The following is a 22,874-nucleotide window of genomic DNA, read 5'->3' on the forward strand; positions in this document are numbered from 1 at the left end:
TTGAGAAAGTTTTAAAAAAGAATTGTGGTTAAAACAACTCTTCTTTATCTTGTATAATAGCATACCTATTCTTCTTGTTTTCTTCTGGTGAAACTTCTTCGTGAGGTTTAGAAGATATTTTATTTAAATGTTCTTCTTGAAGTTCTAAGTCAATTATTTTTGTTTGTTCTGCTTTAAAGTTATTTAATTCTTTTTCGCTCACAAATTTTGATAAATAGTTTTCTGCAGTTTTTTCTATTGTTTTATTTAATGCATTTGATGCTACTGCAGCAGGAGAAACTATTTCTAAGCTAACTGTACTAGTATAAAAAGGATCATCTTCAAATATAACATCAACTTTAGGTTGAACTGTGATTTGCTCAAATTCAGTTGAAAGTTTGTGTTCAATTTTCTTTTCTTCAATAATTTCTTTTTTAGCATCTTGAACTTCAGTGGGTTTTGGAGTTTCTTTTAAAGAAGTAGGAATATTTAAGTTCTTAATTTTTTCTTCCTGGTTTTTAGCTTCAAAATGAAGTTCAAGCGGAGGAAGCGATGATTTTGTTTGGATGGGTTCGGCGGTTTCATAAACTATTTCTGGTTTTGGAGTTGGTTTAGTTCCAATAGTTTCCTGGAGATTTTTATTTTCTAATTGACTAGCTAGTGGACTAAATTTAGGAACTTCGGCAATAGATTCGACTGCTGGCTTTGATTCTTGAATTTGATGAGTTATAATTTCAGAAGTTTTGATAATTTGAGGTTCAATTTCTTGAGGTTTACTATCTAAATTTTCACTAGTTTTAGTAATGGTAATTTCATTAGGAGCAAGTAAGTAACGAATACTTTTTGATTTTATTTTATCTATTTCTTGTCTTGCTGCTTTTCTTTTTGATTCTGAAAAACTTAAGAGTTTAAATCTTAAATCACTAATAAAGAAAAACGAAAGCGCAACTACAAGGGTGGTAATAGATAAAATAAATGAAATGGCAATTCCAGCTTTATTTCCAACAATTGAAAATAAAGAATAAAAGAAAGTACCAAATATACCAGCTCCATATTTGTAGGGAAGAGTAGGAACTGCATTGGTTTTAAATTCATCAAATCAATAAGAAAATACTTCTTTAAAAGCACTTGCAGGTTTTGTCACAAAAATTTTGTTTGCTACATAATAAATAGTAGATCCAAATATGATGATTGCTAAAAAAAGAGTAGCAAGTCTTCACATACTAAAATGAAAAAAACGTGCTGTATAAGTATTTTTTAAATTAAATAGTTTTTTTAGACAAAATAAAATAAGCCATAAATAAAAAAGAATGGAAAACATTCCAAAAAATATATTTATAGAATATGAATGAATGGTAGTTAAACCTTTAACATTTAAATAAGAAATGGTAATTAGTGAAAATAAAATCAAAATCAAAACAGTTCATAAAAAACTTGTGTCTTTTCAAACAAAATATTGTTTTTCTTTTCGATACTTGTTTTTCTGACTTTTGATTTTTAAGTTTAATGAATTCTCACTTGTTTTTTGCATTCCTACCATTGCTTTCTAAATTTCATATAAAGTAATAACAATCAAAGGTTCTTTATCAATTGTGCGATAAATTTTTCGCTTAATTGATTTACGCAAATTTTCCTGAATTGCTCTTAAATTAATTTCTTTTGTGGTTTTACCTTCAAATTCTTTTTTAAACAATTTGTTGATAATATTATAAATTATATCCTTGTTATCTTTTGTAATTGCACCATATGATGCAATATGAACATCACCAATTGGCATTTTTTTACGATAATTAATTAAACAACTTAAAGCAAGAACTCCATCACGTCCAAGGTTTTCACGTTCTTTAATAACCTCAGTTGAAATATCACCAATGCCAAAACCATCAATAATTAAATTTCCTACATTTTTAATGGTTTGTTTTTGTGAAATTAGTTGAAAATTATGAAACTCAGCTACTTTTCCATTTTGAAGTACTATACAATTTGCAAAATTCATGCCAACATCACGGGCATCATGAGTAGCCACAACCAAATAACGGTAAAGCCCTTGAATAGGAATAAAATATTTAGGTTTCAATTCACGAATGAAGTTTTTGATATCTTCTTTTGCGGGATTGCATCTATAGTATTCATCAGAATTAAGTTCCATAACATTAGGAGTATTTCTTGCCACTTCATCAAGTGTATATGCATAATTAACTTCAAGCCCATTAACAGGAGGAGCTACGAAAATAACAGAATCATCTTTTCTAAATTTTAAATAGATATCGTTTTGTGTGGCAATCCTCACAAAACGAAGATAAAGTCTTTCGATAGCACCAGTTACTAATATGACCGAATTATTCACTTTGTTAGCTTCACGGTAATCTAAGAATTTAGGTCATTGTAAATTAGGATTAATTTTTTCTACTAATTGAATCAATTGTGAATAATTTCTACCATAAGTTATTACAGGACGATTATACATTTTAGCAAGAATTAAAACTTCATGTGCCGTAATCATATCTTCATCATATAGTCCAATAATAATTCTTTGATTAGGACGTGCTTGTTTGAATTTGTGTTCAATTTTTTTTGAAATTCAAAGTTTATCAATACTTCTACCAGGATAATTTGAACGTCCTGAGTCCATAATTAAAGCAGTTAGTTCTTTACCATTAAGTACTGATTTAATTTTTGATAAATTAGTTCTACCATAAGGACCTAAATCACCATCTACAAAACTTGTCATAAATAAAAAGTTATGATCTTCAGTACAAAAATTAAATCCGATTTGACCAGGTAGGCTTCCTGCTAGTTCTATAGGTGTTATTTGAACTCCATTGAAATCAGTTTCTTTATTTATTACTTTGATTTCAAAATTACGATGTGGAATGTCATATTTCGAAATCCGATCAATTAGAGCAATTTTATTAAAACCTGACGTGAAGATTTTCAAGTTTTTAATTTTCATTAAAAGTCAAGGAATACCTGAAAAACTTTCATTGTGTACATCAGTTAGAAAAAGCCCAACAATGTCTTTTTCTCTACGTTCTAAATAGGTAAAATCACAAATAAGAGTATCAATTCCAGTATGTGAATTGATAGGAACTTTAGTTCCGAAATTAATAATATGAATTTTTTGATTGATTTCTAGAATATAACAGTTTTTACCATTTTCATCTAGCCCTCCCAGGGCAAAGAAATTTACCTTATTCATTTATCCTCCATAATAATTTTAGAAATACAAGAGTTGCGTTATTCAAAATAATAACATAAAAAACCAAAATGCTTCTAAAACATTGAAATTTCAATAAACACAATTTAAAAATAAAGAAAAGTGGAAAATATAAAATTAGATTTTTAAACAAAAATACTAATGAATGATCAAAATATTTGTTTTAAATATTTGGTTATTTTTCATATACATTAAAAGTAGTATTTAAAAATATAGTGACTAAGATTTTAGTTAAAGTTTAATACTATCTGTTTGTGAAGGCTCTTGATTTTGCGGAGATTGCAAATTTTCTGGAGTTTCAGGCATTTGCGGAGTTTGTTGGAGATTTTTAAAATTGATTTTAATATTTTCTTTTTTTAGTAAATATAAATAGCAGCCAATTGTAGGAATTAAATCAATTGCCATACCTATACCAAACATTAAAGCAATTCCTTTTAATGTCGGGATTCAAACTCCTGTTTTTCAAAGAATAAACATTGTTACATAATATAATCCATTTGTGAATACACTTTCAATTAACATATAACTTGTTTTGCCACGTCCATAAATTGTTCCATCACAAATACAATTAAAAATATAAACTATGTAAAAAGCAGATTGAATCAACACTATATAGTAAACACTTTGATAAGCATCACTATTCAAAACATAACGAAGAATGGTTTTCATACTAGAATAGATATAAACCAAATAGCAGAGAACATAACAGAAATAACAATATAACCTAAAGTTTTATTACTTACATTTTCTTTTGATTCAGCTGTTTCTTTTTTGATTACATCATATAAAGCAGTAGCTGGTATCAACAATCATGTTCATATGAAATTGTTTGCTATTCAATAAGTTCCTTGTTCAGATATTACATTTACAAGTCTTGATATCATAATAATAAAAGCTATATTTCTTACAAATGATTCAAGACTAGAAAAAACACCAATTTTTCCATATTCTTTTAATCATTTAAAATCAAGTTTCTTTTTGGTAAAAATATGAATACGTTCTAATTTTAAAAATACAATAGCCATAATAACTAATACAAGCGAGACAATAATATTAGAAATTGCTATTCCATTTACTCCTATATTTGCCGATACTTTAAGTTTAGAAATAAGAAAAGTGTCAAACAATATAAATAAACTTGTTTGAATAGTTAACAAAATGTACATATATTTATCTTTTTTCATTGTTATAAATACAACGATTATGAATTTAGACAAAATACTAATTGTAGAAGCTATACTTTCAATTCTAATATAAGTAACCGTTTCTTTTATTGTAAGTGAATTGGATGCCATTAGATTACATAGCGGTTTTGCTAAGGCAAAAATTAATGCTGATAAAACAGCATACATACTGCCGCTTATAATTAAGCCTACCCTTGTTTTATTTTCTATTTCTTCTTTTGAATTAAATGATTTACCTAATAGGAAAAACATCGGTAGAATCAAACCTTCTTCTAGTATTTCGTAAATCAAATTGACTCATGACAACTGAGATGCAATATTTACACCTCATTCATTTGGCATATCACCTAAAAATAAATACGCAGAGTTTTATATAGTGAAGGAACAAATAAAGTAATTGCAATAACTAATCAAAGCCTTCAATTAAATGTTTTTATTGATTGAAATATTGATTTCATTTTATTGTTTTTATATTTAAATATCTTTTAATTTTATTAATGTATTAATAAAATGTTAGCACCGAAATCTTTTTTTTTTTTTTTTGAACAAAAAAGAAAATAATATTGTTGTTTTATAGACTTCAAAACATATATTGAACCAAAAAAAAGTAAATTTAAACTTTGAGAAAGCCAAGTTTGATTTTGATAAAGGCTCTTTATTAATGCATTCAAGGGGCATAGCAGTAAAAAAATAGTATAATTTTATAGTCAAAATTATTTTGGAGAAATTAAACAAATTGAAAAAATCATTTAAATGAATCCTTTCATCTATGAGCTTGTCAGCATTTTCATTACCTTTGATTGCTACAAGTTGTCCAAAAAAAGTAAATGAACAGGATACCTTAAACACTTTTGCAAATAATTATGCATCTAATGTTGTTTTAGTAAACAAAGATATTGATCAAAATAAAGCAATGGATAAGGGTGCATATAATATGCCAGGGTTAGAAACTGGTTATGAAATTACTGATTGAAACGTTGAAAAAGTAGGTGAAGAAAAAGTCAAAGTTACTTTTAAAATCAAAAATAAATCAGGTAAAATTTCCAAACCAATAACCAAAGAGTTTTCTGTTAAGAAGAGTTCAACCAACCCAGGTGGTGGCCAACAAGGCGGAGGTCAAGAGCAACCAGGGGGGGGACAAGAACAACCGGGTGGCGGTCAAGTAACTCCTGAAGAAAAGAAAATAGAAATTATTGACGAAGGTGAACAAACAGTTTCATTACAAGAAGGATGAAACTTAGAAAACCTTTCAGTTGATTTAACTAAAGTAATAGTTACTATCACTAAAGAAGATTGACCAAAAGAAATTAAAATAGACAAAAAGAAGAATACAAAAACTGTATTTTATAGTTTTCAGGAGAAAAAAATCCATGGTAAGGCTAATAAAGGAAAGATGCCATGAGAGGGACCAGAATTAATGACAGTTTCTGTTCCATATGATTTATGTAACGATAATAATCCTTTATATAAAGATAAGAAAACCGACAAATACAAGATATCATCTTATTTGAATGTAATTGAAAATAATGACCACTATCTAATTAAGTTTAGATTTTATGATTTCAAAGCAAAGAAAATTTCTAAACATATTTATGCTATTAAAATAGCTAAATAACCCCATAATAATAATTTTAAAATTGAATAAAAAAATGCAACTACAAAGTTGCGTTTTTTTAAGCTCCATAAATATTACGATGAGGAATATAAATTTTCGCTTCTTTTTCCTCTTCGGCAATTTCTTCTTTTAAGGCTTTTAAGGCTTTATGACTTGCATCAATTCCACGAATATAAATATCAGTTCAAGAACTTGACACTTCTTTTAATAAAAATCATACTGCTCTTTTGTTAGGCATATAAATTTGTTTAACAGGTGCATCTATAAAAGAATCAGTTTGAATTTCTCTAATGTTATCTCCCAGTCAAACATAGTAAAGCTTTTCGCATCCTTGAAAAGCACCTTCTTTGAGAGATTCAATAGAATCTGGCAAATATAGTTTTCTGATTGAAGTATTTGCAAAAGCATACTTTCCAATTTCTTTTAATGTTTTCGGAAATTTAACAGAAGTCAATTTAGTTAAATCTTCAAAAGCACTATCAGCTATTCTTTCAACCGTTGAAGGAAGTGAAAGACTTGAAATTTTACCTTTACTCTTTTTCAAATTATCAGAAAGACCATAACAAATTTTTTTATCGCTACTTAATTCAAAATTTGTTTCAGCACTTGAAACAAATTTGCAAGATACCATCAGTGCTGGAAGAGTTGCAAAACTTGCAATTAATCCAATGCTAAACAAAATTTTTTTCGTCTGTTTCATATTAAGTTTTTCTTTCATAAATAGCAATAAAATATGTAATAAATTTTAACAAGAATATTTTTTATCATATAAAATATTTGTTTAATAATGTATTAAATTAATAAACATTAGACTTCTATATTTTTATAAGAATAATGGGGTGAATATGAAACCAACAAAGATTTTTGGATTAGGTGGAATGCAAGAAATTGGTAAAAGTACACTAATTATTGAATATGACCAACATATATTTATTATTGACACAGGTATTAAGTTCTGTGATATTTTTACCACAGGTGTTAATGGCTCAATTCCTGATTACACTTATTTAGAAAATAACCAAGATAAAATTGAAGGTTTATTTATTACTCATGGTCATGAAGACCACATTGGTGGTGTTCCTTATTTAGTCCAACAAGTTGATATTAAAAGAATTTTTGCTCCAAGAATTGCAATTCAATATCTAAAATTAAAATTCCAAGAAATCAAATTAAAACACAAAGTAGAACTTATTGAAATCAATAAAGATGATAAATTCCACTTTGGTGATTGTACAGTTGATTATTGAACTGCTCAGCACTCTATTCCTGATGCATTTGGTGTAAGAGTTAAAACACCAAATGGTTCATTAATGATGACAGGAGATTTTCGTTTTGACTATAATCCAATTGGTAATTTTACAGATTTTAGTAGATTAGAAGAAATTGGAAAAGAGGGATTAGATGTTTTATTTTCTGATTCAACAAATGCTATGCGTCCAAATCATTCACCTTCTGAAAGTGATATTCTAAAAGATATTGAAAAATATATGCGTATGGCTGAAAAGAAAACAATTATTACCGCTTTTGCTTCTAATCTAACAAGAATTAAAGCCATTATTGAATTAGCCCACAAATTAGATAAGAAAATTGTATCATTTGGTCGTTCAATGGTAGATGGAGTTGAAATTGGAAGAAAACTAAAATACATCAATGCACCTGATGAAGTATTTATTGATCGCAAAGCAATCAATAAATTTAATGATAAAGAACTTGTTATTTTAACCACAGGTTCACAAGGTGAAGAACTTGCGGGACTTGCTAAAATGTCAATTGAAAAACACCCACATGTCAAAATTAAACCAGGTGACACAATAATTTTTTCATCTAGTCCAATTCCTGGTAATAGATCTAAAATTGAACTTTTGGTTAATAGACTTTACAAACTTGGTGCTATTATTCGTGAAAATGGTGTTGATGGATACTTACATACTTCAGGACATGCTTATAAAGAAGAACACTTGAAATTATTTAGATTAACAAAACCTAAATATTTCATTCCTTATCATGGAGAATATCGTATGAGTGTAGTTCACTGCCAAACCGCTATTGAAGGTGGTGTTCTTCCAGAAAATAATTTTGTGGCTAAACTCGGAGATGTTTATTATTTAGAAAACCACAAATTACGTTTATCAGATGAACGTGTTTATTTTGGCCCTGTGTTTATTGATGGGACTATTCTTTCAAAAACAAATTCAACTTTGATTAGACAAAGAATGGAACTAGCACAAAATGGATTTATCCATGCAGTTGTTGCTATAAATAAAGAAAAGAACTTAATTTTGGGTAAGCCTAGAGTGGTTTCAAGAGGAGCATTTTTTGTTAAAAACTCTCTTCAATTAATAGAAGAAGCTAAAAGAATTGTTCATGGCGCTATTTTATATACTATCAGAAACAATAAAAACTGAGATACTCCACAATTAAAACAAATAATAATCGATAGACTTGAACCTTTCTTTTATCGCCACAAAAGAAGAAATGTTGTAGTTATTCCAACTATTTTATTCACCACTCAAACCAAAGCTAACATTGAAGAAAACCCCGAACTAGAAGAAAAAGAAAACCAAAGTATTGATTCTTTTGTTGAAGAATATGGTAATAAATTAGAATCTCATTAAAAATTTCTAATTTTTGTGTTAATTAATAAATAAAGCAATTTTTTTATAAAAAAAAGAATAAAATTTAAAGCTGTAAAAACTAATGAAATACAAGCAGCAGATTAGACAAGAATTAAATTATTTTTTACTATCATAAGTAGTTTTTTAAGCTACTTATTTTTTTATCTTTTTTAGACTAGAATTATTAAAGAACTTTCAAAAAAGGAGACTAAGTTATTTATGATTAAAAAGAAAAACCTACTGATTATTAGCATACCTTTATTAACTGCAACTCCCCTTGCTTTTTCAGTATCATGTAAAGATACAAAAGCAGAACAATTACAAAAAGTTGTATCAGCTTACCAAAATGAAATAAAAGTGGCAGAACAATTAATTAAAGAATTAGAAGATGTAACAAAATACCCTCAACTTCAAAGTGATTTAACTATGTTAAAACAAGAAGTTGAAGCCATCAAAAAAGAATTTGAAAAATCAAAAAATGTAGCAGCTGATGTTCAAAAATTAATAACCAAAATTAAAACAAAAATTCAAACTGCACTTGAAAAGAAACAAGCAGAAGATGCAAGAGATAAAACATTTGATTCAATTGATGCATCAAGTTCTCTTGAAATAATTTCTGAAAATGCCGCTGACTTTTATGAAACTATTCGTCAAGGCAATGACTTTTACTTTGACCGTAAAGCATATAAACTAGTTGCAGTTGAAAAAGGTAAAAGACCTAATTGAACTGAAATTCAAAAATATTTAGTTAATGTAAACATTAAAGATCTTGCTAATGACTTACAACTTGCTAATGATGCCGAACCTTTATATGGTGGCAATAAGATCTCAGGTAAAATTGATTATCAAATTAAAGATAATGAAATTATCTTTAAATATAAAGTGGCTTTCTTTAACAAAGGTAATCCTAAAGTAAGTGAAAAAATATATGAAACTAATTTGGGCGAAATTTTAAGTCAAGAACAACTTCAAAAACTTGCTAAATTAGAAGAAGCAGAAACCAAAACCTCTTTTGAATATAAAGGGCAAAAACAATTAGAAGAAACTTATTTAAGTGAAGTAAATGGCGAAGATATAAAAGCTAATGTCCCTGAAGGTTTCGAAATAGCAAAACAAAAAATAGTTAAAAACTCAGATGTAGGATTTTATGAATTAACTATTTTATTCAAATTGAAAATAAAAGGAACTGACATAGTTTCAAAGAAAAATAAACAATTTGTAATTACTGGTTGAAAGAAAACTCCTGAAAAAATTGCTGAAGAAGAAAAAGCTAAAAAAGAAATTGAAGAACAAACTAAAACTATCAAAGTTTATGTTTCAAATGAAAAAGCATACCAAGATATAATAATAAGACAAAAACCAACCCAGGAAAATGCACAACCTAATTTTGTTTTAAATGGTTATAGTAATTTATTTCATGCAACTGTAGTAGAGGTTAAAGTTGAAGATGAAGGTGGCAAAAAGAAAATCACTGTTACATATGAAATTTGAGCTAAAGCAAATCAAAGCATAAAAATTAAAAAACAAAATGTGAATGTTGAAACAAATTATAATAACGATACAACTAATCCGCATAATTTAACAGAAGAAGAACAAAAGAAATATTTAGAAGATGCAATTAAAGATGTCAAAATAATTCCTTTTTATAGTAAAGATAAAACTTATATTGAAAAATTAAGAAATGAACATCTAACTAATAAATCATTTTTTATCCAAGGAAAAAAATATCAAAACCTAGAATATCAATATGGAAACGTTGTTAAAAATGGCGAAAAATTCGAAGTTGAAGTAACGCTAAGTTATTCATATTGACCTCAAAGTCCAAAAATTAAAGTTAAAAAAGAAATTGATCTAAGTATTCTTGGAGTTGATGAAATTAATAAAACAAAACCTGATGGTAATAAGATTCAAGATATAGAAGCACCAAGTGCGACAATAAATGATTTCTTTGAACCAACTTTAGATATTAATAAATTTGTAGATTCACCCGAAGATGAATATGTTGGTGGCCCAACTATTAAAGTTATAAAAACTAATACTTTAGATAAAATAAAAGACTTAGTTTGTTGAAATAAAACTTTATATGACCAAATGGCTTCAGGTGATTTTGGTGAAAAATATTTACTTCAAAATTTGAAATATGACAAAGATACATATGAAAAGAAAGACAATATTTATTTCTTGCAAAGAAAAGGTTCACCAAAAGAACTTTTAGGAAATCATTATGTATTCATATTTTCAAAGCCTAAATATGATCAAAATACAAAAGAACTTACAATCAAAGTTTCAGTAGTTTCAGTAAATGATTTAAATGCCGGTAATAGTGTTGAACAAGTAGCTTCAAAAAGAATAAATGTAAAAAAAGACATTTTCTTGAATGAAAATGATACTTATAAAACCATATTATTTAGTGAAGATGTTTATACTAAATCTAAGTTTAAAGCAGATGAATGGGATAAGAAAAATAAATCCGCTGATCACTATACTGTTGAAGTAGTAAAAAATATGCTAGAACAAAAATTAACAGGCTATACTGTTTTTGATGTTAAAGTTGATCATTCCGAAAAAGATCAAGGAATTCTAAAATATGAATATACTGTTAAGAATGATAAATTTACAAGTTATCCATTTAAAATAACTGTAAAAAACTTTAAAAAATAATAATCATAAATAACAAAAAAACATAGAATTTTGCCATCCTATGTTTTTTTATTTAACTTTTTAAAGTTAAATAGGCTTAATTATTAGTAAGTGTGTTCGGTAATATTTAGACTATCAACAACAATGAACTTGTCACCTTTTTTGATATTAAATTTTTCTAATGCTTTTTTAGCGGCTTCATGGTCTTGCTTAATTTCGGCACGCAATAATTCTGAGTTTTGTTCACAATAAATTCCAGAAGTAATTCCATATTTACGAACTAAATTATCATCACTTACAATCCCTGCAATAAAAGCATTTGGACGATATTTAGAAATTTCTTTTAATAACTTCCCTGTGTGAGATATAACAACACCAAATTTGAACTTACCATCTTTTAGTTTTTTAGCAACTTCGTAAGCAATAATTTCACGTGATTTTGCATCTTTTGAAACCGCTTCTATTTGAATGTTATAGAAATGTTCATTGTAATATTCTTGTTCTGCACGTTGTGAAATTGTAGCCATTGTTTTAACTGCTTCTACTGGATACATTCCACTTGCTGATTCGCCAGAAAGCATTGTAGCATCTGCACCAAGTTCAACAGCATAATAAACGTCTGTCACTTCTGCTCTGGTAGGAAGCGGACTTTTTTCCATAGAATCTAGCATTTGTGTAGCAACAATAACTTGTTTACCAGCCAAACGACATTTACGAATAATTTTCTTTTCGTAATAAGGAACATCATAATATGGGATTTCAAGTCCCAAATCTCCACGGGCAATCATTATAGAATCAGAAGCAGCAATAATTTCATCAATGTTATCAATACCTTTTTTAGATTCTATTTTTGAACATATTTCAATATTTTCGCCACCATTTTCTTTTAGAATTTGTCTAATTTGATTTACATTAGCAGCGGAGTTTACAAATGAAGCAGCAATAATGTCAATTCCATATTTGATGCCTCAAATAATATCATTTTTGTCACGTTCAGACATAAATGGCATTGAAAAATCAATTCCAGGAATATTAACTCTTTTGTTGGTTTTAAGCATATGAGAATTTTTGGCAACAACAATTATTTGAAATGGTTTCACTTCTTTTACTATTGTTACTAATTTACCATCATCCAAAAGTACTGTATCATTTGGTTTTAAATCTAAATCCATTCTATAAGATACAGTAATAGTTTTTTCATCACCTATTAAATTCAAATATGAATTTTCATCTGTTTTAATAGTAATCTCTGTATTTGCAGTTATTTTGCAAATATCATCTTTCATTTTTCCAATTCTAATTTCTGGACCTTTAGTATCAAGCAATAGCGAAATTGGAACACCTAATTCTTTAGATACTTGTCTAGCTAAATCATAAACTTGTTTATGTGTTTCTTCTGTTCCGTGTGAGAAATTAACTCTAACAGTAGAAATTCCTGCTTTAACTAATTCAGTTAGAGTTTTATGATTGTTTGATGAAGGACCAATAGTCGCAACTATTTTGGTTCTTTGTTCATTAAATTTCATTGTGTCTCCAAATATTTGTATTAATATAATGTTAGCACACATAAAAAAAACTAAATTATAATTGCAAAAAATAGAATTTCAAGGACCCTATTGTAAACACCCTTCAAATCATTAAACTATTTAAAATGCTATAATTTTAAATATATAGTTGCAAATAAATAGCACCCCAGAAAGGATTAATTATGAAGAAAATTTTTCTTCAACTAACACCACTTTCTTTTTTAACACTCCCTTTTGCAACTATTTCTTGCAGCCAAAAATTAAGTTATAAGATTATAAAAACCTTTGACCAAGGTTTTGAAATTTTTGGGCTTAACATCCATAATAATTTATTTAATTTTACTAATAAAACCAATGATCAAAAATGATTAACTGCACAAAAAAATTATTTCGAAAAAGAACTTCCAGATCTAGATTTTAATAATAAACCAGCCGGCATAAGCAAGAATGAATATAGAACAATAAAAGAAAATTTCATCAAAAGAAATTATAAAAATAGTTTTAAGGATGATGCAACAGAACGCGAAATTGATGATTTTTTAGTTGAGAAAAATATTGATAATATAGCCAATAAAAATAGTTTAATTGTTTTGAATACTTATGAAGAATATTTGGAATTAACTAAACCATATTGAAATAATAATTTTTCTTATAATCAAGTTTTAAATAACTTAAATAAGAAATATACAAGAGATTTTTTTGAAGCTCATAGTTTAATTTTGATTTTAAATGTTCCCATATTACGTATTGATTTAAACGAAGGGAATTTAGCAGTTATAGATTTTGATGTTGTAGATATAGAAAAAAAACTAAATGAAATCAAAATTAATTTAAATGCTAGTGTAACGCTTGAACAAAAATCAGTTAGCTATAATAAAATCACCATCAATAATTACTCAATCGAAATCCAAAAACAGACATTATTTGGAAACAAAATTTCAAATGTTTCAATATATACCAAAGTTTATAATAAAAACTGACTAGAAGAAATTAAAAAATAAATTTTTATAAAACATCACCGTCAATTTATTTCAAATAAGCAAATACGATTTGGATTTATTTTCTGTAATGGATAATTTTATACATTATAAAAAGCAAATGATGATGTTTATTTCTTAATAACTAGAAACGAGTTTTAATTAGTCATATTTTATGATTTTATTCAACAGAGAAAAATGAAGACAAAAGAGAAATTGAAGAAATTCGTAAGGGAATTATAAAAAAATTGATGTAGATTCATACATAAATTATAAATTCGATTAAAACCAAATGTTTCAAATTAGAAAAGTCCTTGAAGAAAGACTTAATATTTCTTGATATGCTAAACTAGACTTTAATTGACAACAAATGGAACAAATTCGATTTGGTCTTGAATATAATGCCGGCATACACCATGCGGAAGCATATGACGATGTTGACGACATTGATGAAGAATAAATTATTTTAATTACTTGCAAACTCATAAAAACCAAAAGCGATTTAAAAAACATTTGGTTTTTTATTTGTTAAATGACTAAATTCTATAACTATATTTGCAATCTATTTAAACGTTAAAATTTTAGGGGTTAATAGAAATAGTTTTATTGTGTAATATAATTTATTTATCTTAAGATAAAAATTAGTATTTTTTTGCTCTTGACAAAAAAGAGTTTTAAGAAATTTATTCATATAATTTTTGAAGGATACAAGTTGAATAACGACAGAATAGGAAAAAGTGGAATAAGTGGATTACTTGATTTGATTGGCACAAGTAATAACATAATTTTCACAGTTCCAATTTACCAAAGAACATACAAATGGGGATTACCACAAATCCAAAAGTTTTATCAAGATTATTTAAGTATTAAAAACTCATCTGATGATGATAAAAGAAAACACTTTCTAGGGATGATTATTTATTACACTATTGAAAGAGATAATAACTTATTTGAAAAATTCATAATTGATGGACAACAAAGATTAATAACAACTTTTTTATTTCTTTTAGCATTTCGTAAGGTTCTAGAAACTAAAAATTTAGGGGGGGGGTCAAATTCAAGAACTGAACAAGTATTTAATTAACAGTAGAAAAAATCCTGATGAAAATTATAGAATTCACCCTCAAAGCATTGACGATGGTGTTTTAAGTAAAATCATTCTTAATGAAACCAATTTCACTAAAGAAGATAAAAAAACTAATATTTATAGAAATTTTGAATTCTTTTATGACAAATTAAAAAATGAAAATTTAACTCCAACCGGAATTGAAAATATTAAGAATAGTTTAAACAATATGGAAACTATTTATTTAAGACTTAATTCTAAAGAAGATAATCCACAAAGAATTTTTGAAACAATAAATTCAACTGGGGTTAAATTAACACAAATTGATTTAATCAAAAACTATATTTTAATGAATCTTAATATTGATGAACAAAAAGAAATCTATAAAAAATGATTAGAATTTGAGTCATTATTCGAAGACAAAAAACAAAATAATATAGATAATAAATTTAAAGAAATGCAATTATTCTTTCGTCATTTTTTAGTACTTAAAAACGATTATGTTTTAAATACTGAAAATCAAAATTATTTTGTTTTTCAAAAATGAATAGAAAAAGAAAAGTCAATAAGTCAATTTAAAAATCAAGAAAATTTTCATTTTAATTTTATCAAAAACATTATCGATAATGAATTAATCAAATACGGCAAAAAATACCGTCAATTAAAAATTGAAAATTTAGCCGACTTAGATCCAAAACTTCAAAAATCAATAATGATATATAGACAATATAAATCTGATATGCCTATTTGTTTTTTGATGTGAATGATGAATTATTTTGGCGAAAATAATGAAACAAAAGACATTAATAAAATAAATGAATTAATTAAATTAACCAACATTTACTTCATTAGAAGAGGTCTGTGTAATCGTTTAACTGGAATCATTTCTAGATTTTTCCCTCAAATTTTGAGAAGCATAAATAACAAAATTTCTGAAAACAAAGATATTGATATAGTTGATGAATATAAATTTGAATTAAGTAATTCCAACATTAATAGTAAATCTAGTATGCCAAATGATATTGAATTAGAAAGGGAACTTGAAAAAAGTAATTTGTATGTTTCAAATGCTTCTGTTTATTTAACATCTGCTTTTTTATTACTTGAAATGAATACTTCTAATGTTTTGATAGAACTTACAAATTCAAGAATTACCATTGAACATTTAATTCCTCAAACTGCAAATGAAGAATGATATGAAGAAACTAATTTCACTGAAGAAGAATATAAAGACAATGTCCATAGATTAGGAAATTTAACACTTCTAGCAGACCTTGATAATTCACAAATCAGCAACTTTTCAAAATCTAGAAAACTTCAAAATCTAGAAAACAATAGATTAACAAAAGCAAAGGAAATATTCAAATTATATTCAAATTGTAAATGAGATAAAGATTTCATAAACAAAAGAACCGACAGTCTAATCAAAGATATTAAGAAAGCATTTCCTTATTTTAAAGGCAATCGTGAAGTTCCAATTAAAAGAAAATACACTGAAGATGAGCTAATAATAAATGGGAATAGCAAACAAGAAATTAGAGATTTCTACTATAAGATAAAAGAAAGAATAAACGCAAAATACAATAATGATTTTGATTTTGAAACAACAAAATTTTATGTAAATTGCAAAATTTTATCAGTATCTAAAATTATTTTTTCCATAGTATTTGGACGAAGCCAATTAAAATTAGTTTTCACTTATAAAGAAATAAAACAATACGATAATAAAAACCTATTAAAAGATATGTCAAACATATGACATTGAGGCAATGGTATTTGACAATATAAAATAACAAACGAAGAGGACATGGAATACTTCTTTGAATTATTTGATATTTCATATGAAAAAATTACTAAAAAATAATTAATAGCCGTAAATATATAATACTATCCAAAATTCAGGAGTCACATAAAATCTATTTTAAAATAAAAAATTAACCAGTACAAATTGATTAATTTTTTGTAGATGCATTAACTATAAGTTAATGCTAGGAATTTAATTTGATTGTTTTTATATTTTCATTTTTTAATTTTTCGACAATTTCATCACGTACTGAGCCCGAAAAATCATTATGTTGAACATACGAATTAAACAAAGCAACACCATTAGTTACATATTTACTTTTTCCATAAGCATCTACTTCATTTGAACTAGTTTGTAAAAAGTTAATACCAATTAAATTAAACCTAGAATCTATTGCCATAGAACCACTTGAACCGCCGTGAAGAACATGCTCATTATTTGTATAAGTATTTAAATATGAAGATTGTACTATAATTTCCTTTTTCATACCATGTAAATGATCATCTCTAAATTTTTTCTCATATTTTTTTCAATTATCATTTAATTTATTTCAATCTTTGTTTTCTTGTTCGTTATATTTTACTCATAACGATTGAACTCAAGGATCTTCATTTAAAAATCTATTTCTGGTAGTAATGGTCCCACCTTGTGATTTTTGACCTTTAAAATTAAATGTTGAAGTATATTCTTGATAAGGATAACCAGCAATAAATTGAGTTTGATAAGGTGAGAATTTTTGGTTTTGTCCAACTCCAATATATCAATCTTTTTCTTTTGAGGTATTTAAAATACTATGTAATTGTGGAAAAGCAAATGCTATTTGGCTTTTATCTAATCTAAGTTTGAAAATTACTAAATCCATTCCACCGTTATCAGTTGAACCAATTCTTGAATTATCAAATTTATTTAAATATTTTTCATGAATTTGTCTAATGAAATAAAGCCCACTAGATTTAAATCTCGGTGTATATCAAAATACATCTGTATATCTATCTTTAATGTTAGAAAACGTAGCTTTCTTTGATGCCATACCTAATGCTTGTTCACCATTAGCTGCATTAGCACGTCAAATATTTCAACCAGCAAGATAATCTTTCTTTCTTCTAGTTAATGTTTGATAGGTTATGTGCGGATTATTAGATTTTTGAAAAGTCTTGATTATATCATTGCTCGGATAAAAAGAAGCAAGTCCGCCATTTCAATTTTTTGACATTTCATTGTTTTCATTATGTATTTCTGTGTCATAAAAATATTTTGATTTATCAAAAATGTCATTATAAGTTAGAACATGAATATTCGTTGCAGCTAGAAATTCGTATTGTTCTTCTTTTTCTAATTCTTTATTTTCAATACGATCTAATATTCAAGCAGTTCCCCACATTCCAGAATTTTCAATAGTTGAACTATGAGTGTAGGGATGTTTATTTCATTTTAAATAATTAGTACCAATACTAATAGTTCTTTGATAAATATAATCATAAAAATCAGCATCTTTTTTTAGAGATTTTTGATTAGAAGCATCAATTTTAATTAATACTTTTGAATTATCTTTTTTAACTACTAATATTTCACCCGTACCAGCCTTATCATCGAAATTCATTTTTAAAGATGCAATGAAATCCACTTTCAAAAGTTTTTCGATATCTTCAATTTTTAGCATATACAAATATTGACTTAAATTTGAAGGTAAAAACCCAAATGGATTGTCTTTAACAATATCTTCAGTTAAATTGTGCAATGATGCACTTGAACTTTCGCTCGAATTAAAATTTGATAAATATTTTTGTTTAGTAATATATTCACTTGAAAAGTAAGGATTAAAATATTGAACTTTTTCCCTGTCTGAATCGCCATATTCACCAAAAACACCAACATCTTCTAATTCTTCATAATATTTGCGGCTTTCACTAGGTCCTGAAGAAGTTAAAAAGTTTATACCTTGACCATTATAGTTTTTTAATGTTCATAAGAAATTATTAAGTTTTACTTTATAAAGCGGTGATTTTTGTCAAACATCGTGAATACTATTATTTTTAAAATCTTCACGGTTGAAAATATGTTCGGATTTAAATAAATCAGAATAAACGTCTTTCGAATAATATGTCTTACCTGAAAAATCATAGTTTGAATTAACAATCGGGATGTTATTTTCAAGTTTAAAACCATTTATTATAAATTCTTGAAAGCTAGAAGTTATACTTCCATTTTTTTCAGAAATTTGGAAGTGAACTTTAATAGAAGTTTCGCCATTTAGTGTTAACCATAGTTTTTTTACTAAGTATTGTGAATCTAAGTAGTATTTTAAATTGCTTTTATTATTGATAGCATCTTTAGCAAGAATTGTGTTTTTGCCTTCATAATCAAAAGAAATTGATTTAGCGATGTTATTAAGATTTTCAACTGTTTTATGTAGAGGTTGTTGATTGGTAGTAGATAGATTGGGATTTTGAATTACAGTTTTTGATTTAAACCCTGTAATCAAGGCGGTGTATAAATTTGATTTAATATTTTCTTTTTTGTGATTTAAATAATATTCAATTTCAATAGTTGAATTCTGCAAATCTCTCTTAATACTATTAATTATAAGCTCATAATCTAATTCTAATGAATAATCTAACTGGCTAACTTCTGCTTTAGCATCTTCTACATAAGTAGAAGATTTATCTTTATAATCAAGTATAAGTTTACTTGCTATATTGTTTAATTTATGTTTAATTACATTTTGCTGTGGACTAGCAAGTAAAGGACTTTTTTCACCGTCTTTATTATCCTTGTTATTTTGTTCTGATTTTGAATTATTACAAGATAAAGAAAAAAGAGGAGTAACCAATAAAGGTAAACACCCTGCTAATTTCAAGAAAATACCTTTTTTCATATAACCCTCTTTCTTACTTTTTAAAATTATTTTTTATATAAACTTAAGCATTTGTACGTTCGGTAGAATTTTTGCAAACTTGTGCAAACATAATTCAAATTAAAATAAAACAAGTTACGGTAATGCAATTTGAAACTGTTGTAATTCCTATATAAATGTTTTTAAATGTTTCATTGTTAATAAGATTTTTATCATATTTAACTTTGTAAACAACAAGATAAGTAATGAAACATAAAAATGCTAGGCCAATTAATTTTTCTAATATAAATAAAATTAAATACGCAGGTCTTGTTTGTTTCAAACTTTCAACCTTTTTAGTACGTGATAGCATAACACACGTAAAAACAAATGAAATAATATTTAGGATTACTAAAAATATAGTAGTTAGCCCATATACTAATTGATCACCTTTAAAATTTAGTTTAAAAATATCTTTTAACAATATTAAAGCTACATTAAGAAAAATAATTAATGTAAAAGTAATTGCAACTGATAAAACTAAATTTTTCTTTTGATTTTGCATCGTATCGATCCTTTAATTTATTTAATGAATTTATAGTACAAAGAGTTTATCTTTGAACTAGTTTTTGCCGGATAATTATATACTCTTTTTTTCTTCAAAATTCAATATTAGAAAATATCAAAAAATTTCCAAAATAAAAATTTAATAATTTTATTAGATTAAATGATTTCTAATTCCATTTAAAAAACTTGTTAGATAATAAATGTTAGATAAAAAAAGATTGCCTATAATTAATTTAATTTTTAGTTCTATTTATGCAATATAGAAAAAAATATCAACCCGTCTATGTAATAAATGTTTGATATTTTTTAACAATTTGATTTATATAATTTACTATTTAACTATTTAAAAAGATTAGGATTTTCCATTCGATTTTTATAAGTATCTTCTGTTGTGGCAAATCTTGATTCATTTTCCATTTTTTTACGGTTTTTCATTACCATTGAATAAAAGATTCAACTTATAACAACTAACATACCCAAGATAATGTTTAAAGTAATTGTCCCAGCGTAGAAATTTAATTTAGAGAATGTAGGATTTTTATAAATTTTAGTCATAATCTCATAAAAATCACTTCCGTTAAATTGCAGTGAATTCTTCACAATTAAAAAGAACATAGAAAATCAAAATAACATTGATAATAATAAATAAGATACAAAAATACCTAAATAAATAGATCAAAATATTTTGACGTTATTTATTTTTGCAGTTCGCGCAAACATTATGAGTGTAAATATTATGAGTGTAAATATTATTGATGTAATTGCCAGTGTTGCAAAAAAGGTCATTATGCCTCGACTATGATTTAAAATCTCCTTATTCTTAAATAATTTAAATTCATAATAATTAAAGTAAATATATATACCAATATATAATGTAAACAATATCGTGTATAAAATTGGTACTGTTAATACAAAAGATTTTTTAGTTTTAGTCATTTCATTCCTACTCAATATATTTATACTTAAAATTCTAACAAATTACCTTTAATACAAGTTTATTTTTTATAAAATGGTCATTTTCGGTTTAAAAATATTCTGTTAAATAAGTAATTATCATTTTTTTTAAAAAATCTACCACATCATGTGTTGTATTTTTATCAAATGAATCAAAATCTTTATTTAAATAATAAAGAGCATTTAATTTGTTCACACCCAATTCAAAAGTCGAATGTTCATAGCATAAAAATCCACCCTTATGAAATTGAAAATCAATTAGTCCTTTTTGTCTTCCACATTCTACGCATCCACTATATGCTGGATAAATGCCTTCACATTTTAAAATTTTATTAATTAAATAAACTAAAACTTTATTATTTTTGTTGTGACCAACCATTGGTAAAAGTTTTTCATATGTTTCAATAAAATCTAAATAATTACTAGCTTTTATTTTATTTAGAAAATAAAGCAAAGTTTCTTGAAATTCGGCATTTTGATAATCTAATGGAAATTTATAGATAAGCGTTGCAGTTTTAAGCCGCGGTAATAGATTTGTAATTTCATTACGTGTTAAAATTTCAAAATTTGTAAAATCCAAAAGACTTAAACTCATAGCATTTTTACTATTTATTTTTCTTGTTCCAGGCGAAAAAAATGTATAAATTCCTGTTTTGCAAAGCGTGGATATCACTTCATCAAATTCACCCGAATCGCTTCTTTTAATTACAATGCCTTTTATTATTTCTTGCATATCTTTTTTTATATTACATAATTATAAAAATATTACTTTTAAATTTAAATTTTTATGAAATAAAAAACCCAGTTTTAATTCTGAGTTTTGTTTTCTTATTGAAAAATTGAATTGTCAGCTTCTTGCTTTTCGTTATTAACTTGTTCTATTTCTTTGATTGTCTTGCTTTTTCCGTACATTATTCAAATTATCACTAATGAAATCAAACTTGCTATTGTAGTTACAATACTAAATACTGATTTTTCTGTACTTCCTTTTTTTAGAAATCATTGAATGATGGCCAAAGTGTTGCTAACTAAAAATAAGACAAGATAAGTAATTCACAATTCCTTTAATTCTTTAATTGTATGCGTTCTTACTAGCATTATTATTGCTACAATAAATGTCGCTATAGATATGGAAATTACTGCAAACAAAAAAAGACCTAAAATTCCTAGACCAGCTAATAATCCATTGCTAGATCCTGACACTGCTGCACCGGCAGAACCCAAAATAATAATTACAAGAATAATATAAGATATAAAAATAACTGTTGATAAAATTGCAGTTTCACGTATAAGCGTTTTTTTAGATCTTTTTAAGATCGTAACTTGTGGATTAGGATTAGTAGGAATATTATTTGGATTTTGTAGATTTGGTTGTGTATTTTGTGTTTCCATAATTAAAATTATATAAAAAAATAAGTTTTATAATTGCGTTTAAAGACAAAAAAACTCTAGATAGAGATGTTAACGTATCCGCAAAACGGAAACATCAAAAAAAGAGAAAGCAAACTTTCATCAGTTTGATTAAAAAGATAAGAAATTATTTTTTATTATACTAAAATAAAAAATACAAGGAAAGAGATTATGGATAAGAAAATCACATTAGGGCAATTCTTTACTATAAAAAATAGTTGACTAAAACCCTAAATTAAAAAATTCATCATAAATTCTAATGCTAAGGTTTTATGTGGTCCTTTTGCAGGTAATGGTGATTTAATGAAAGCAATTGATTTTTATAGTTTTGAAAAAACCATAGGTTTTGATATTGATCCTAGTTTAAACTGAACTATAAATAATTCACTAGTAAGTATTCCCTCATTTCCTAATTCATTAATATTAACTAATCCTCCTTATATTAAAAAGCATTCAGCTACAAGAAAGAAAATTAATTTAATATAAA

19 protein-coding genes are annotated in these 22,874 nt (G+C 26.1%); 8 read left to right on the forward strand and 11 right to left on the reverse strand.

Annotation, left to right across the window (positions count from 1 at the left end):
- Window positions 1–28 precede the first annotated feature (28 nt).
- The 4 genes from JN03_RS08535 to JN03_RS08550 form a co-directional block, all read right to left on the reverse strand.
- On the reverse strand, window positions 29–1,519 hold the full coding sequence (locus JN03_RS08535; RefSeq protein WP_134076474.1) for an ABC-2 transporter permease: 1,491 nt from the start codon (window positions 1,517–1,519) through the stop codon (window positions 29–31).
- A 6-nt stretch (window positions 1,520–1,525) separates the two neighbouring features.
- Window positions 1,526–3,178, reverse strand: a complete 1,653-nt coding sequence (locus JN03_RS08540; protein WP_134076475.1) for a ribonuclease J — start codon at window positions 3,176–3,178, stop codon at window positions 1,526–1,528.
- 249 nt (window positions 3,179–3,427) lie between these two features.
- Window positions 3,428–3,805 carry a hypothetical protein gene (locus tag JN03_RS08545; RefSeq protein ID WP_166666748.1) on the reverse strand — a complete coding sequence of 126 codons (378 nt, stop codon included), beginning with the start codon at window positions 3,803–3,805 and terminating at the stop codon, window positions 3,428–3,430.
- Window positions 3,805–4,722 carry an MATE family efflux transporter gene (locus JN03_RS08550; RefSeq protein ID WP_134076477.1) on the reverse strand — a complete coding sequence of 306 codons (918 nt, stop codon included), beginning with the start codon at window positions 4,720–4,722 and terminating at the stop codon, window positions 3,805–3,807. Before JN03_RS08550 ends, JN03_RS08545 begins: the two co-directional genes overlap by 1 nt.
- 394 nt (window positions 4,723–5,116) lie before the next feature.
- Here JN03_RS08550 and JN03_RS08555 point away from each other — a divergent pair, with 394 nt between their 5' ends.
- On the forward strand, window positions 5,117–5,995 hold the full coding sequence (locus tag JN03_RS08555; protein WP_134076478.1) for a variable surface lipoprotein: 879 nt from the start codon (window positions 5,117–5,119) through the stop codon (window positions 5,993–5,995).
- Between the two features lie 58 nt (window positions 5,996–6,053).
- Here the strand turns inward: JN03_RS08555 and JN03_RS08560 are convergent, their stop codons facing one another.
- Window positions 6,054–6,695 carry a leucine-rich repeat domain-containing protein gene (locus tag JN03_RS08560; RefSeq protein WP_166666749.1) on the reverse strand — a complete coding sequence of 214 codons (642 nt, stop codon included), beginning with the start codon at window positions 6,693–6,695 and terminating at the stop codon, window positions 6,054–6,056.
- A gap of 145 nt (window positions 6,696–6,840) precedes the next feature.
- Between JN03_RS08560 and JN03_RS08565 the strand changes: the two genes are divergently transcribed.
- Both JN03_RS08565 and JN03_RS08570 read left to right on the forward strand, forming a co-directional pair.
- A complete protein-coding gene (locus tag JN03_RS08565) occupies window positions 6,841–8,610 on the forward strand; it encodes a ribonuclease J (protein ID WP_134076480.1) in 1,770 nt (589 codons plus the stop codon).
- A 219-nt stretch (window positions 8,611–8,829) separates the two neighbouring features.
- On the forward strand, window positions 8,830–11,271 hold the full coding sequence (locus JN03_RS08570; RefSeq protein WP_134076481.1) for a coiled-coil domain-containing protein: 2,442 nt from the start codon (window positions 8,830–8,832) through the stop codon (window positions 11,269–11,271).
- A gap of 83 nt (window positions 11,272–11,354) precedes the next feature.
- Here the strand turns inward: JN03_RS08570 and pyk are convergent, their stop codons facing one another.
- Window positions 11,355–12,776 (reverse strand): pyruvate kinase, encoded by a 1,422-nt coding sequence (pyk, locus tag JN03_RS00825; RefSeq protein ID WP_134076482.1) that lies wholly within the window; start codon window positions 12,774–12,776, stop codon window positions 11,355–11,357.
- Between the two features lie 182 nt (window positions 12,777–12,958).
- On the opposite strand from pyk, the gene JN03_RS08575 reads away from it, so the two are divergent.
- From JN03_RS08575 to JN03_RS08590, 4 genes are all read left to right on the forward strand, one after another.
- Window positions 12,959–13,777, forward strand: coding sequence for a hypothetical protein (locus JN03_RS08575; RefSeq protein WP_134076483.1), 819 nt, complete (start codon window positions 12,959–12,961; stop codon window positions 13,775–13,777).
- A gap of 268 nt (window positions 13,778–14,045) precedes the next feature.
- Complete coding sequence (locus JN03_RS08580) at window positions 14,046–14,213, forward strand: hypothetical protein (protein ID WP_166666750.1); 168 nt, start codon at window positions 14,046–14,048, stop codon at window positions 14,211–14,213.
- Between the two features lie 252 nt (window positions 14,214–14,465).
- Window positions 14,466–14,837, forward strand: a complete 372-nt coding sequence (locus JN03_RS08585) for a DUF262 domain-containing protein (protein ID WP_166666751.1) — start codon at window positions 14,466–14,468, stop codon at window positions 14,835–14,837.
- A complete protein-coding gene (locus JN03_RS08590) occupies window positions 14,833–16,683 on the forward strand; it encodes a GmrSD restriction endonuclease domain-containing protein (RefSeq protein ID WP_338418610.1) in 1,851 nt (616 codons plus the stop codon). Before JN03_RS08585 ends, JN03_RS08590 begins: the two co-directional genes overlap by 5 nt.
- A gap of 124 nt (window positions 16,684–16,807) precedes the next feature.
- Here JN03_RS08590 and JN03_RS08595 read toward each other — a convergent pair whose 3' ends face one another.
- The 5 genes from JN03_RS08595 to JN03_RS08605 form a co-directional block, all read right to left on the reverse strand.
- Entirely contained in the window at window positions 16,808–19,498 is a 2,691-nt protein-coding gene (locus tag JN03_RS08595; protein WP_134076485.1) for an MAG2960 family serine endopeptidase lipoprotein, read from the reverse strand.
- Between the two features lie 43 nt (window positions 19,499–19,541).
- The gene (locus tag JN03_RS00850; protein ID WP_036439923.1) at window positions 19,542–20,021 is read right to left on the reverse strand and encodes a hypothetical protein; all 480 of its coding nucleotides are present in this window, start codon (window positions 20,019–20,021) and stop codon (window positions 19,542–19,544) included.
- A gap of 341 nt (window positions 20,022–20,362) precedes the next feature.
- Entirely contained in the window at window positions 20,363–20,578 is a 216-nt protein-coding gene (locus JN03_RS08600) for a hypothetical protein (RefSeq protein ID WP_134076486.1), read from the reverse strand.
- Window positions 20,579–21,047: 469 nt separating this feature from the next.
- Complete coding sequence (locus JN03_RS00860) at window positions 21,048–21,710, reverse strand: hypothetical protein (protein ID WP_134076487.1); 663 nt, start codon at window positions 21,708–21,710, stop codon at window positions 21,048–21,050.
- A gap of 95 nt (window positions 21,711–21,805) precedes the next feature.
- Window positions 21,806–22,369, reverse strand: coding sequence for a hypothetical protein (locus JN03_RS08605; RefSeq protein WP_036439933.1), 564 nt, complete (start codon window positions 22,367–22,369; stop codon window positions 21,806–21,808).
- A 321-nt stretch (window positions 22,370–22,690) separates the two neighbouring features.
- Here JN03_RS08605 and JN03_RS08610 point away from each other — a divergent pair, with 321 nt between their 5' ends.
- Window positions 22,691–22,873, forward strand: a complete 183-nt coding sequence (locus tag JN03_RS08610) for a hypothetical protein (protein ID WP_036439936.1) — start codon at window positions 22,691–22,693, stop codon at window positions 22,871–22,873.
- Window position 22,874 lies beyond the last annotated feature (1 nt).

Source organism: Metamycoplasma hyosynoviae (genome assembly GCF_004365165.1).
Lineage (GTDB): Bacteria > Bacillota_I > Bacilli_A > Mycoplasmatales > Metamycoplasmataceae > Metamycoplasma > Metamycoplasma hyosynoviae.